13 protein-coding genes and 1 pseudogene are annotated in these 13002 nt (G+C 40.7%); 4 read left to right on the top strand and 10 right to left on the bottom strand.

Translation table 11 applies throughout. From position 1 onward, the window contains the following. The first annotated feature begins 54 nt into the window (after positions 1-54). Genes UABAM_RS13140 through UABAM_RS13125 form a run of 4 tightly spaced genes read left to right on the top strand, consistent with a single transcriptional unit; the run spans position 55 to position 4403 of the window. Positions 55-1425, top strand: coding sequence for a lipid biosynthesis B12-binding/radical SAM protein (locus UABAM_RS13140; RefSeq protein ID WP_151968462.1), 1371 nt, complete (start codon positions 55-57; stop codon positions 1423-1425). A 34-nt stretch (positions 1426-1459) separates the two neighbouring features. Continuing rightward, a complete protein-coding gene (locus UABAM_RS13135) occupies positions 1460-1720 on the top strand; it encodes a phosphopantetheine-binding protein (RefSeq protein ID WP_151968461.1) in 261 nt (86 codons plus the stop codon). Next, positions 1713-2903 (top strand): beta-ketoacyl-[acyl-carrier-protein] synthase family protein, encoded by a 1191-nt coding sequence (locus tag UABAM_RS13130; RefSeq protein ID WP_151968460.1) that lies wholly within the window; start codon positions 1713-1715, stop codon positions 2901-2903. Before UABAM_RS13135 ends, UABAM_RS13130 begins: the two co-directional genes overlap by 8 nt. Then, positions 2904-4403 (top strand): phytoene desaturase family protein, encoded by a 1500-nt coding sequence (locus UABAM_RS13125; RefSeq protein WP_151968459.1) that lies wholly within the window; start codon positions 2904-2906, stop codon positions 4401-4403. A 753-nt stretch (positions 4404-5156) separates the two neighbouring features. Here the strand turns inward: UABAM_RS13125 and UABAM_RS13120 are convergent. From UABAM_RS13120 to fahA, 10 genes and pseudogenes are all read right to left on the bottom strand, one after another. Next, positions 5157-6224 (bottom strand): DUF1579 family protein, encoded by a 1068-nt coding sequence (locus UABAM_RS13120; RefSeq protein WP_151968458.1) that lies wholly within the window; start codon positions 6222-6224, stop codon positions 5157-5159. Between the two features lie 94 nt (positions 6225-6318). Further along, complete coding sequence (locus tag UABAM_RS13115; protein WP_229759396.1) at positions 6319-7356, bottom strand: ABC transporter substrate-binding protein; 1038 nt, start codon at positions 7354-7356, stop codon at positions 6319-6321. Beyond that, entirely contained in the window at positions 7353-8117 is a 765-nt protein-coding gene (gene potC, locus UABAM_RS13110; RefSeq protein WP_151968457.1) for a spermidine/putrescine ABC transporter permease PotC, read from the bottom strand. The genes UABAM_RS13115 and potC overlap by 4 nt, the downstream gene beginning before the upstream one ends. Beyond that, complete coding sequence (locus UABAM_RS13105; RefSeq protein ID WP_151968456.1) at positions 8101-8952, bottom strand: ABC transporter permease subunit; 852 nt, start codon at positions 8950-8952, stop codon at positions 8101-8103. Before UABAM_RS13105 ends, potC begins: the two co-directional genes overlap by 17 nt. Next, on the bottom strand, positions 8942-10027 hold the full coding sequence (gene potA / locus UABAM_RS13100; protein ID WP_151968455.1) for a spermidine/putrescine ABC transporter ATP-binding protein PotA: 1086 nt from the start codon (positions 10025-10027) through the stop codon (positions 8942-8944). Before potA ends, UABAM_RS13105 begins: the two co-directional genes overlap by 11 nt. Before the next feature lie 16 nt (positions 10028-10043). Beyond that, positions 10044-10583 carry an RNA 2',3'-cyclic phosphodiesterase gene (gene thpR / locus UABAM_RS13095; RefSeq protein ID WP_151968454.1) on the bottom strand — a complete coding sequence of 180 codons (540 nt, stop codon included), beginning with the start codon at positions 10581-10583 and terminating at the stop codon, positions 10044-10046. Next, positions 10580-10921 (bottom strand): annotated as a pseudogene (locus UABAM_RS34090) (peroxiredoxin family protein); the annotation flags it as partial. The pseudogene UABAM_RS34090 and the gene thpR, both read right to left, overlap by 4 nt. Positions 10922-10933: 12 nt before the next feature. Further along, positions 10934-11353: a thioredoxin domain-containing protein gene (locus UABAM_RS34085; RefSeq protein ID WP_151968452.1), complete on the bottom strand. Its 420-nt coding sequence runs from the start codon at positions 11351-11353 to the stop codon at positions 10934-10936. A gap of 38 nt (positions 11354-11391) precedes the next feature. Then, positions 11392-11610, bottom strand: a complete 219-nt coding sequence (locus UABAM_RS13080; protein ID WP_151968451.1) for a hypothetical protein — start codon at positions 11608-11610, stop codon at positions 11392-11394. Positions 11611-11737: 127 nt separating this feature from the next. After that, the gene (fahA, locus tag UABAM_RS13075; RefSeq protein ID WP_151968450.1) at positions 11738-13000 is read right to left on the bottom strand and encodes a fumarylacetoacetase; all 1263 of its coding nucleotides are present in this window, start codon (positions 12998-13000) and stop codon (positions 11738-11740) included. Positions 13001-13002: the final 2 nt, after the last annotated feature.

The following is a 13002-nucleotide window of genomic DNA, read 5'->3' as shown; positions in this document are numbered from 1 at the left end:
TAACTAGGGACTATCATCAATTAAAGAAAATTTTCTTTGTAGGTACATTCAGGGATGAAAATACTATTTATTAATGCCAATCAAGAACGTTTACCCGATCCTGTGCCTCCTATTGGGGTTGCTTACATTGCTGCCGCTGTACATCGCGATGGACACGAATGTTCGTTGTTTGATTTGAATTTTTATAATGATTTTTGCGATTCACTTGCCGCAAAAATTAAGGAATACAAGCCGCAGTGTATTGGGCTGTCCATTCGCAACGTCGACAACGTTGCCTACCCCAAGGTTGTTACTTATCTCGACCACTACAAAAAAATCATGGAGGTGTGTCGCAACGCATCTCCCCAAACTCCTGTAGTTGTTGGAGGGTCCGCTTTTTCTCTTTTCCCAAAAGAATTTTTGGAGGCTCTACAAGCAGACTATGGTGTTGTTGGTGAGGGAGAACAATTATTTTGTGATCTTATTAACTCCCTAGAGAAGCATAACAAACCAAGCGAGAATTTAAATCCAGGACCAAGTGGAGATTCGCGTATTTACTACCCAGTAGGCTTATCACTTTCCTTTGATGAACTGGTCCCTGCTAGGGAAATATTCGATGTAGATACGTATTTTCGCGAAGGGGGTAGTATTAACATACAGACAAAGCGTGGTTGTTCTTTGCGTTGTACGTACTGTACATATCCTCTTCTTGAAGGAATCAAAGTGCGGCAACGCGATCCCATAAAAGTAGTGGATGAAATCGAAGACTGCCTGAACAAATATGGGGTCGATTACTTTTTCTTTGTTGACAATGTTTTTAACCTACCAAATCACCATGCCATCGCTATATGTGACGAAATTATAAAACGCAAACTGCAAATAAAGTGGACTGCCTATGTTTCTCCGTTAAAGGTGAGCGAGGAATTGTTTGCTAAATTTAGCGAAGCAGGTTGTAGTTCGCTAGACTTTGGAATAGATGCTGCAAGTGAAATAGGTCTTTATGCCATGGACAAACTGTTTTCGATTACCGATATCAAGGATAGTGCGCGTTGGTGTCATAAATACGGAATAAAATTTAGTCACTCTCTCATACTTGGTGTTCCTGGAGAAACTGTAGAAAGCATTGAACAAACCATTTCTAATATAATAGAATGCAAGCCAACAGCCGTTATTTTATTAATAGGTGTACGTTTATATCGTGGTACACCTCTTGCAAGAAGATTAATCGAAGAGGGATGGATCACGGAAGAAAAGATAAATATCGAACCGGTTTTTTACGTTGAAGAAGACGTTCGTGAATACCTAGTGGAGCGTATTAGTGACTTAGCAGACCAGTATCCCAACTGGATTGTGCCAGGTTTGAAGAAGAAAATGAACGTGCGCTTTTTCAAGAGAGTTCGTTCACGCGGTGTAAAAGGCCCGTTGTGGGAAGCTTTTTCACAGTAATACTACATAGGTACTATTGTAACTTGGGAATAATATGGAAAATTTAAAACAAGAACTTAAAGAACTCATCATAACCGCCACAAATCTTGACGATGTTACCGTGGAAGAAATAGAAGATGATATGCCGTTATTTGTCGAAGGATTGGGACTTGACTCGATTGATGCACTAGAGATTGTCGTTCCCTTAGAGAAGAAGTACGGTGTCAAATTTGATGATGAAAAAAAAGCGAAACAAGCACTTTTTTCTGTGCAAACTCTTGCCGATTTTATTATAGCAGAAGGAAAGAATGGATAATCGCGTTGTCATAACCGGATTGGGAATAACGAGTAGTCTTGGGCACTCTCTTGATGAAGTTAGCAGCGCTTTGGCGCAAGGACAAAGCAATATACAACTTCAAGAAGACAACAAACAATTTGGCTTTCAAAGTCTTCTCCAAGCCATGATCCCGCCGCAAAACAAATATAAAATAGAACGACGAAAAAAACGCTTTTTGTCGGAATCCGCGATATACACGGCCCTATGTTGGCTAAAAACGGTGGACGAAAATAATCTGGACCCCCAACAATTTACTGGACCAGATGTAGGGATTATCTTGGGAAATGATAGCTCTGCGCAGCCGTTAGAAGATTTAGTGGCGACACTGCAAAAATACAAAGAGACGCATTTTCTCGGTTCGACAATGGTGATTAAAGTAATGAACTCTTGCTGTTCGATGAATTTAGGACCTCTTATCGGTGCCCAAGGTATCAATATTACCGCAAGTGCTAACGATGCTTCGGGAGCGCACGCTCTGGGATATGCTTTCAATCTCGTTAAAAGCGGTAAACAACAGGCGATTATCACCGGTGGTTTTCAGGAACTACACTGGATTGCCATGGCGAGTTTTGACGCGTTGGGTATTTTTGCGCAAAGTTTAGAGCCTAAAACAGCGTGTCGACCATTTGATGGCGAGCGTATTGGTACAGTTCCTGGAGGGGGAGGTGCCCTACTTGTCATGGAAAACCTAGAACGTGCGCAGCGTCTGGGGCATAAAATCTATGGCGAGGTTATTGGCTACGGCTTCAACTCGGGAGACAAAAGCGTTGCGCAATATGAACGCTGTATGCGCAAAGCGTTGCACAATGCCAAAATAGATCCTAATGATATCGATTATATTAACGCCAATGCTAGCGGTATTGCCGCGGACAATCTAGAGGCCCAAGCGATTTATAACGTGTTTGGTCCGCAAACTTTTGTATCTTCTACTAAATCCATCACTGGACATGAATTATGGATGTCAGGTGCTTCGGAAGTTTTATATTCTCTTTTAATGATGCGCGATGGCTTTATTGCACCATCGCTAAATTTTCAACAAAACAATGATATTCCACATATTAACATTGTGACGGAAACTTTACAACGCAAGCCGCGAACTGTTCTTTCCAATACCTTTGGTTTGGGAGGAACGAATGCTTGCATTATCATAAGGGAATATTAAGTGAAATATGACTATGTAATTGTTGGCGCCGGTTTGTGTGGTCTTACGCAAGCGTGCGTTTATGCTCTTGAAGGAGCAAAGGTCTGTATTGTTGAAAAGCAAAGAATCCCCGGTGGATATATTCAAACCTTCTCGCGAAAGAAATATCGCTTTGACACCGGTTTTCACTATGTAGGAAGCACAGCTCCTTACAAACCCATGCGGCAGTTTTTAGAATACTTGGGCATTTTTTCACAACTCAAAATTCATTATTATGATGATGAAGCGTTTTTTGAAATCGCTACGTCTCAGCAAAAGTTTGTTGTTCCCTCGAAACTACAATTGTTTTACGAGAAATTATGCCACACCTTTCCCGAAGATGAGCAAGCACTACATCAATTTTTTGATCTCATAAAATCCATTACCAGTTCATTTCGTTGGTACGATTTAGATATCAATAAAACTTATGAACGTTTTCAGCAACTTCCTAACTATAGCCTGTCACAGTGGATGGATAAAAATTTTCAGTCGGCATGGCTAAAAGAGATTCTTGGAGCCTTTTCTTACAACATAGCATTAAATCCACAAGAAATCCCCATTGTGGCATATGCTATTTGCCTCGATTCTATTTTTGACCATCCGATATGGTTGTACGATGGGGGAGATGGTCTTATCACACCGCTAATGGAGAAATTGCAGGAACTAGATGTCGATATTTATTTTTCGACAAAGGTTGAGAAATTATTGTGCAACAAAAAGCGCGTTTACCGCGTGATTACAAATGACAAAGAAATAGATACGGATTTTGTCATCTCTACTATACATCCTAAGTTGATCATGCCTATGCTCGATGATAGCGCCTTGCGTCCTCTTTTCAAAAATAATATCCTGGAAATGAAAGATTCGCGTGGTAGTTTTGGGGTCAATATTATTTTAAAAGAAGAACTAAATATTGCACCACTAAACTATATTTATGTAACTCCTAACCGCCCATATAGCGGGATTTATATCAATTCTCCGAGCTTACTCAACGAACAAATCCAGCCAGAGATTCCATATCGTGCGCGCCTCAATGTATGCACCTTTGTCGATTCACAAGAATTTATGAAGTTCAAGGGAACGAAATTTGGCAAGCGTCCACAAGAGTACAAAGACCTAAAGCAAAAGTATGCCGATTATATCATTGAAGACTTACAACAATATATTCCCGATTTACAAGAAAAAATACAAGATATATATACCTCTTCACCTCTTACCAACGAGTACTATACCGGGAGTGTAAATGGCAGTGCGTTTGGTATTTCACACGACATTTCACAGCAAACAATTCATCGTCCACCACAACGCAGCCGTGTCAAAAATCTATTTTTTTCTGGGCAATCTATTAACATGCCGGGAATTTGTGGAGTGGTGGTGAATGCTTTTGCCACGGCAGGGCTGATTATCGGCGAAGATTATCTATTTCACAAAGTGTTGCAAAACAGAAGTGTGGAGAGAAAAGAGCTTATCTTACGCAGATAATGGGACTATTCTCCGCTGTGATTTTTGCTTTCGCAAGTCAAAGTTGATTTGTTATTGGCTGGATCCCTAATCAAGTTAGGGATGACACCCTAATTGAGCTATCTAATTTTAGAGAAATCATAAGCGAGGTGTCATTCCTGCGAAAGCAGGAATCCATGATTCAAAGTTGATTTGTTATTGGCTGGATCCCTAATCAAGTTAGGGATGACACCCTAATTGAGCTATCTAATTTTAGAGAAATCATAAGCGAGGTGTCATTCCTGCGAAAGCAGGAATCCATGATTCAAAGTTGATTTGTTATTGGCTGGATCCCTAATCAAGTTAGGGATGACACCCTAATTGAGCTATCTAATTTTAGAGAAATCATAAGCGAGGTGTCATTCCTGAGAAAGCAGGAATCCATGATTCAAAGTTGATTTGTTATTGGCTGGATCCCTAATCAAGTTAGGGATGACACCCTAATTGAGCTATCTAATTTTAGAGAAATCATAAGCGAGGTGTCATTCCTGCGAAAGCAGGAATCCATAATTCAAAGTTGATTTGTTATTGGCTGGATCCCTAATCAAGTTAGGGATGACACCCTAATTGAGCTATCTAATTTTAGAGAAATCATAAGCGAGGTGTCATTCCTGCGAAAGCAGGAATCCATGATTCAAAGTTGATTTGTTATTGGCTGGATCCCTAATCAAGTTAGGGATGACACCCTAATTGAGCTATCTAATTTTAGAGAACTTCGAGGCGTTGAACTTTTGCCTATTTTTTCAATCTTTCGGCTTTGAGTTGTGTGGTACTCACACCCAATCCTACTTTGTCGCGCTCACGATACATTTCACATTCATAGGCATTGATATTTTGGAATGTGATGGTTTGTGTCAACTCGGTTTTTTCTCCGGTCGCGTAGTCCATGGCGGTACCAAACATTTTTAATTCTTTACCTTTTTTACCACCTTCGCAGTGATAAATGGATGTTCCTACATTGTCGGCGTGTGCCGCAACATAGGCTTTTTTGGTTTTGTCAAAACCGACGATCGAAACGCTAGCGTATCCCCCCATAACGGACACCATCATGACAAACTTACGCATCATAATCCAACGATTATGACTTTGCCCTTGGTCGACACGGAGTACATTGCCGGCGTTGTCAAAAATAAGGGATTCAATTTTCCACTCGCCAACTAAAGGATTTAAAGCTTGTAGTTTACTGTTTGCCATGGCTGTTCTCGCAAAAGAGTTTGCCACAAATTTGTTGATTTGCTTTTGTGCTTTGCGAACCGTACTATCATCGAGACGCGAAAAATTAATTTCAATTACTTTTAGATGTTGATCATCTATTTCGTAGTGTACTTTCAATTTGTAATTGTTGCGGTTTGCAATTTCGATAACATAGATTGTAGAAACTAGCTCACCGTCAAATCCAACACTTTCACCGCGTAGTACAAAAGTTTTTTTACGTCCTTCTTCACTTACGTCTCCGATAAAGTGATGTATGCCTGGTGATTCGCTGTCGATATGCGCTGCGGTGTAGCTTTGCAAGAAATTGTCATAACCAACAACCGCGGCGGTGTGAAAACTGGTAAACATGTGTTCAAGAAGTACAAAGCGTTCTCCTAGCATCCACTTGTTTTCACAAAATCCAGTTTCTTCATAAACGACTTTACCATTACCACCGTATACCGAGCAGGTAGCATCCCAAAACCCTACAAGAGAACCCAGTTTAGCATGGTTTTCATTTGGCATCATCATTTTTAACAGTTTTTCATTTTGAGCGTATACCATTGCGGTACAAAAAATAAAAGTAATACAAACGATTTTTCGCAACATGATTTATTCCTTTGTAAATATAAATGTTAAATTTGAACCTTACGGTTTCTACTTGTTCTATATTTTGTCGTATGCCGCTGCAAAAACAAAGCGGTTAATTCTCACTTTTTAGCTTTTCCCAGTATTTCTGGTATATGCGTATCGTGTCGCCTATGTCTGTTGGTATTGTGGCTTTTTCAATAATTTCTTTCGAAGGGTATATTGCCGTGTTGTTGCGTATTTTCTCCTCAAGTAATTGCTTTGCCTCTTTGTTGGGGGACGCATAGCCTATTTCTTCACAAATTCTTTTGGCGATTTCGGGACGCAGCAGGAAATCTACGAATTTGTAAGCATTTTGGAGATTTTTTGCATTTTTTAGAATCGCCAAGTTATCTACCCATAGAATCACACCTTCTTGCGGATAAATGTATTTGATGTTGTTGTTTTCGCGTTGTGCCATAACCGCTTCGCCATTGTAAATCATGCCAATTTCGACTTCTTGGTTGATAAAAGGTTGCTTTGGAGATTCGGAATTAAATACACGGACGTTGTTCTTGAGTTCCTTCAGCTTTTCATACGCTTCTTTGATGTGCTGTTCGTCTTTGGTATTAATGGAGTACCCGAGTAAGGTTAACGTCATGGCAAAAGTATCGCGTACGTCGTTGAGAAGCAAAACCTTGTTTTTGAATTTGGGATTCCATAAATCCTGCCATTTTGTTATGGGATCTTTTATTCTTTGGGTATTGACGGCAATGCCCGATGTTCCCCATAAGTAAGGAATACTGTAACTGTTGTTAGGATCGTGTTCCTTGTTGAGAAATAGTGGGTCGAGGTTTTTCCAGTTTTTCAATTTGTTGTGGTCCAGCTTATGCAAAAGTTGTTCTTTGCGTAAGCGGTCTATAAAATAAGCTGAGGGGACGACAATGTCGTAATACCCACCGCTTTCTAATAATTTAACCTTAGCGTACATTGCTTCATTACTGTCGTATGTTGAGTAATATACTTTAATGCCTGTTTCTTTTTCGAACTGTTCAATGACATCTTCCGGCATGTATTCCGACCAGTTGTAGACATTTAAAACTTCTTTGGGTTTGCTATCACAGCCGATAAGAAATAACAAGGTGAGGAGTGTGATGATCCATTTGTACATCATTTTTCCTTTATCAAAAATTGACTAACCATAACCACAAAAAAAGTAAAAATAAACATAATGGTGCATAGAGCATTTACTTCTGGTTTTACCCCTAAACGCACCAGAGAATATATTTTTAGAGGAAGGATTTCGAACTGTGGCCCCGTAACAAAAAAACTAATAATAACATCATCCATCGACAAAGTAAAACTAAGTAGCCATCCCGCAGCAATCGCTGGGAACAAAACCGGTACGAGTACGTAGCGCAGAGTTTGGTACTCATTGGCCCCCAAGTCTTCCGCAGCTTCTATAAGGTGTTTATTCAATTGGCTCAAACGCGCCTGGAGTGTGATAATCACAAATGGAAGACAAAAAGTAATGTGAGATAGCAATAAGGTCCAAAATCCCAGTTCGATTTTTATGAGGAGAAATAATACCAGTAACGAGATCGCCATTACAATATCAGGTGACATCATTACTATGTAAATGAGGCCTGACAATAGTTTTTTACCAAAAAAGCGGTAGCGGAAAATCGCGATGGCGGTTAAAGTCCCTATGATTGTGGCCAATGTACTTGATGTTGCGGCAAGAATAAGTGAATGAATGGCGGTTTCTATGAGTGAGTCGTTGGCAAGTAATTTCGTGTACCAAGACCATGTCCAACCTTTCCAAGCGACCGAGTACGTTGACTTGTTGAAAGAATATAAAATTAGTGTAAATATCGGGATGTACAAAAATACAAACACCACGAACAGATAGAGGTATTTACTGAACTTTTTCATGACGACTACCTCCAAATCTGTTGATACTCTTAATATAAACAAAAATGAGCATTGCCATAAGTATAATGACAAATACACTCGCGGCTGACGCAAACGGCCAGTTGCGCGCTACCAAGAATTGGTTTTTTATCAGGTTGCCAATCACAATGTTTTTCGCTCCGCCCAAAAGATCTGTTACGTAAAAAAGCCCCAAAACAGGTAGGAATACCAGCATGCTTCCCGCAATGATTCCCGGAATGGTCAGCGGTAGGATAATACGCATAAAAGTTTGCCGGGGAGTTGCTCCCAAATCTTGCGCCGCTTCGATTAGACGCCGATCTAACTTTTCCATTGTGGAGAATAGTGGCAGAATCATAAAAGGCAACATTGTATAAATAAGTCCGATAAGAACCGCCATTTCGGTGTATAGAATCGATACGTCGGGGTAAAAAAAACGCAGCGAACGCTCTATTTGCAACAGTAAAATTTTTATGGCGTAAATGCGTATTAGGGAACTGGTCCAAAAGGGAATAATGACTAAGAGAAGGAGTATGCGTCTTATGTTGGGAGAGAACTGGGTTAACAAATAGGCGAAGGGGTAGCCAATGAGTAAACATACAAACGTTGTGATGAGAGCAAGATAACAAGAGGCAAAAAATACATGAAAAAAAACGGGGTCAAGTATTTTTTGGTAGTTATCTAATGTGAAAGAAAATATCACAAAGTTGTTTTCTCCCACACGGAGAAAACTCGTTGCGATGACCAATAATGTCGGAATAAATACAAAAATGGCTAGCCATAAAGATATGGTGGTGATGGAGGCTTTTTTTAACCAGTTTGCTTTGCTAGGTGTCATGTAAAATTACCTCCACACCATCCGCCCAGCCTATTTGAATTGTTTGGTTTACCACGAATTTTTGATGCCGACTATCATCGAAAAATTCACTTATGGTGACTACATTATCATTTTCTAAGGCTACTCGTAAATCAACGGTGGCACCTTTGTACACGATATTGGTAATTTTACCTGACAAGCAATGTGTTTTTTCCGCATTATCTAGATAAATCTGTAAATCTTCCGGGCGCAAGATGACATTTACTTTATCGTTTTTTTGCAATTTAGAATGGGTGTAATGAAATTGATAACAACTTTGGGCAATTTGTACTTTAATGAAGTCATCTTGTACTTCCTCGATGTGCCCTGTGAGCACATTGGCTTCGCCGATAAATTGCGCAACGAATAAACTCTGTGGCATTTCGTATATCTGTTGTGGTGACCCTATTTGCTCAATGTTACCGTTGTTTAAAATGACAATGCGATCTGACATTGACAAAGCCTCTTCTTGATCGTGAGTGACAAAGATAAAAGTGATTCCCAAACGCCGCTGCAACTCCTTAAGTTCTATTTGCATATCTTTGCGCAATTTGTAGTCGAGCGCACTTAGCGGTTCATCTAAAACGAGAACAAGTGGGTCGTTTACCACTGCCCGAGCAATCGCTACGCGCTGTTGTTGCCCACCTGATAGCTGATGAGGCTTACGCTGCGCAAAATTCTCTAGCTTTACCATTTTTAGTACCGCGTCTACTTTGGTTTTTATCTCCTCAGCGTTCAGGTTTTTTATACGTAAGCCAAAAGCAACGTTGTCAAAAACATTCATATGTGGGAAAAGAGCGTAGTTTTGAAACACTGTACACACATTGCGTTTATTCGCGGGAATGGCATTGATCTTTTCCCCATTGAGAAATATCTCCCCGTCGGAAGGATTTTCGAAACCAGCAATGAGGCGTAAGATCGTTGTTTTGCCACACCCCGAAGGCCCAAGTAAAGTTAAAAACTCGCCGTTGGAAATATCTAAGTTTATATTGTGCAACACTTTGTCGTTGCCAAAACTTTTGCTAACATTTTTTAACTCTATGATTTTTTGTGTCACGTTTTACTCCCAAAGGTTACTCTGAGCCAAGAGGTACTTCGTATTCGATGCGAAATACATCATCGGGCGGGTCGTTACGCCATATTAGGCTAATTTTATTTACTTCAAATTCGATCGTTTGCCACGAAGACTCCACATTCGATTTTAAATCTTCAAATTTATCAGCATCTCTCATGCGTCCGATGGTTAAATGTGGATGAAAGGGACGTTTTTTTACTTCGGTTTTATTTTGCAATAACAACTTTAGAGACTTATACAAACCTTGCATTTCCTGTTGTTCTTCACAACCCGTCCACAGAATAAAATTCCCCTTGCGTTGTTTGAAATGCCCAACCGTATCTAATTTAACGCTAAAGGGCTTTATGTGTTTACATGTTTGTTGTAAATCATACTGTATATTGTAAAAATTTTCATGGGGGATAAACGGATAAAATAACGTAATGTGTGGCATCCAGCGACGTATATTGTGGTCGTGTTCGCGACGTATTTCTTGGATGGGTTCCCATACGTCTTCTGGAGGAATAATTACGACGGCGGTGGTGTGAACAGGTATCATTTGTCTTTTCCTTCCTTGGTTTGTAAAGATTTAATTTTTTGTAATAGAGTTTCTGCGCGTGTACGTACGCGGAAGTTGTTGGTGATCCAAGCATGGACTATTGTGCCATTGGCACCAATAAGGTACTCCGCAGGGCGTGAAATGCCGCCATTGATATCATGAAACAGTTTATAGTCGTTGGTGGTTTGTTTTGAGCTATCGGAGAGAATTTCAAATTCCAATCCCAATTTACTACGTACTTTGGCATTATCGGCGGGAGAGTCCACACTGATTCCTATAATTTCCGTATTGAGTTTTTTGAATTCGCTATAGTTTTTTTGCAAGACTTGCAAAAGTGAAAGACAAAAAGGTCACCAGTGGCCACGGTAAAAAACCACAAGCAAATTTTTGCCAGAAAAGTCTTTTAGACTTACTTTACGTTTTTGACTATCGAGAAGCGTAAATGCGGGTGCGACTTTGTCTCCTTGAAGAGCGAGTTTTTTATCCGGCAAGTCGTAGGAAAGTTTTACGACGAACAAAGTAAAAAGAACGGGAAAGAGAATCGCCAAAAATGCGAGAGTGAAGTTCACGATTTTTAGTGTGCGGCGTGTGGTACTGCGCATGGTAAATATAGCACCGTAAACAGCAATCGCCGCGGCGCAAAAGGAACCGAGAGTTATGGCCCAAGGGTTGTCGCGAACTTGTTCGTTGTATACGAAGTATGCGATATAAGAAAAGCAAATCGCAAAAGACAACGCAAATCCCAAAAAAGGCAACCAGGTTTTTTTCATGGAATATCCTTGTTAGATAGGTTTTCGTATCGATTTTGTTATAGGCTTTCGTATAGATTTTCGTTTCCATGTTGGTGCCCTCCCTGCAATTCTTGTCTCAGCTTACGCTGAGGACCGCGAATTACTGTCCCTCCCACGGGAGGGACGTAACGCGTCTGACTTGTTTTTATTGATTTACTTTGTGAGAGTTTAATGTCGTGCGCATTAAAATTGTCATTGCAAATCAAGTGAATTTTGTTTTTGCAAAGAAGACGCATTACACCTCTCCCTGTGGGAGAGGTATGAGACTTGTTGCTTTCAGCGTAGCTGAAATCTACAAGTCGATGGTGAGGGCACCAACATGGAAAGTGATTCACTTAAAAAAGTTACCACATGCAAACAATACTACTTGGCAGGCAAAATTTTACCGCAACATTCGCCAAAGCCAACGCGGTATCCGTCTCCCTGACACCAGCCTTTTAGGGTGACTTCATCACCGTCGAGTAAAAACTTGCGTTCTTCGCCACTAGGTAGCTTCAATGGTCTCGTTCCACGCCAACAAAGTTCGAGCATACTCCCCAGTGAATCCGGGGTGGTTCCGGAAACGGTTCCTGAACCGTAAACGTCACCAGCCTCTATATTGGTTCCATTGCTTGCAATGTGCGCGAGTTGTTGGGGAACGTTCCAGTACATGGCTTTAAAATTAGTCTTGGTCATACACAGTGACGCGTCCATTTTTTCCGTTTGGATATGCGCTTCTAGATGTATATCGTAATTGCCATCACCTTCACATTGTAGGTGAGGCAATACTGCTGGTTCTTGTTTTGGTCCAGCAACGCGGAACGGCTCAAGAGCATCCATGGTGACTACCCACGGTGAGATGGAAGTGGCGAATGATTTACCTAAAAATGGGCCAAGGGGAACGTATTCCCATTTTTGGATATCTCGGGCACTCCAGTCATTGAGTAGTACCATTCCAAAAACATAATCCAAAGCTTCTGCGGTGGAGATGCTCTCAGAGAGTGGTTTACCCAATCCAGTGATAAAACCCATCTCTAGTTCAATATCTAAGAGCTTACTTGGACCAAATGTTGGTAACTCTGCGTCATCGGCCTTAGTTTGCCCTTTTGGCCTTACCACTGGGGTTCCTGAAACCACTACGGAACTTGGACGTCCATTATAACCAACAGGTAAGTGTTTCCAGTTGGGCATTAGAGGGTTATTGGGACGAAACATTGAGCCAATGTTTGTCGCGTGTTCGATACTTGAATAAAAGTCGACAAAGTTACCTACTTCAACGGGCATTTGCATCGTGACATCGCTTTGCGCTAGAATACATTTTTCGCGTAGCTCTGCGTTATCGCGTAGCTGCGCATTGTCTTCGCGAAGTAGTTCACTCACTTTTTTGCGTGTGTTGCGCCACTCGGTTTTCCCTAGTGACAAAAATGCGTTTAGCGATTTTTCGTTAAAAACATTACTTTTGGTAACATCTGAAATGAGTCCTGCTTCGTATGCCTCACCAAGGTGAACAACTTTGTCACCTATGGCTACTCCGACAGCGGTTTGTCCGTTGTGTGAAAATACGCCAAAAGGTAAATTTTGGATAGGGAAATCGCTATCGGGTTTTACCTCTATCCACGACTTGAGATTTGCATTGTTCTCTTCCATTG

The organism is Candidatus Uabimicrobium amorphum (assembly GCF_009002475.1).
Classification (GTDB): domain Bacteria; phylum Planctomycetota; class Uabimicrobiia; order Uabimicrobiales; family Uabimicrobiaceae; genus Uabimicrobium; species Uabimicrobium amorphum.
This window is presented reverse-complemented; position numbering and strand designations above follow the sequence as displayed.

Coding starts and splice junctions, on each gene's coding strand:
- fahA (WP_151968450.1), bottom strand. CDS start 13,000: ATGGAAGAGAACAATGCAAATCTCAAGTCGTGGATAGAGGTAAAACCC.
- UABAM_RS13080 (WP_151968451.1), bottom strand. CDS start 11,610: ATGCGTCTTCTTTGCAAAAACAAAATTCACTTGATTTGCAATGACAAT.
- UABAM_RS13115 (WP_229759396.1), bottom strand. CDS start 7,356: ATGATGTACAAATGGATCATCACACTCCTCACCTTGTTATTTCTTATC.
- UABAM_RS13120 (WP_151968458.1), bottom strand. CDS start 6,224: ATGTTGCGAAAAATCGTTTGTATTACTTTTATTTTTTGTACCGCAATG.
- UABAM_RS34085 (WP_151968452.1), bottom strand. CDS start 11,353: ATGAAAAAAACCTGGTTGCCTTTTTTGGGATTTGCGTTGTCTTTTGCG.
- thpR (WP_151968454.1), bottom strand. CDS start 10,583: ATGATACCTGTTCACACCACCGCCGTCGTAATTATTCCTCCAGAAGAC.
- UABAM_RS13140 (WP_151968462.1), top strand. CDS start 55: ATGAAAATACTATTTATTAATGCCAATCAAGAACGTTTACCCGATCCT.
- potC (WP_151968457.1), bottom strand. CDS start 8,117: ATGAAAAAGTTCAGTAAATACCTCTATCTGTTCGTGGTGTTTGTATTT.
- UABAM_RS13105 (WP_151968456.1), bottom strand. CDS start 8,952: ATGACACCTAGCAAAGCAAACTGGTTAAAAAAAGCCTCCATCACCACC.
- UABAM_RS13135 (WP_151968461.1), top strand. CDS start 1,460: ATGGAAAATTTAAAACAAGAACTTAAAGAACTCATCATAACCGCCACA.
- UABAM_RS13130 (WP_151968460.1), top strand. CDS start 1,713: ATGGATAATCGCGTTGTCATAACCGGATTGGGAATAACGAGTAGTCTT.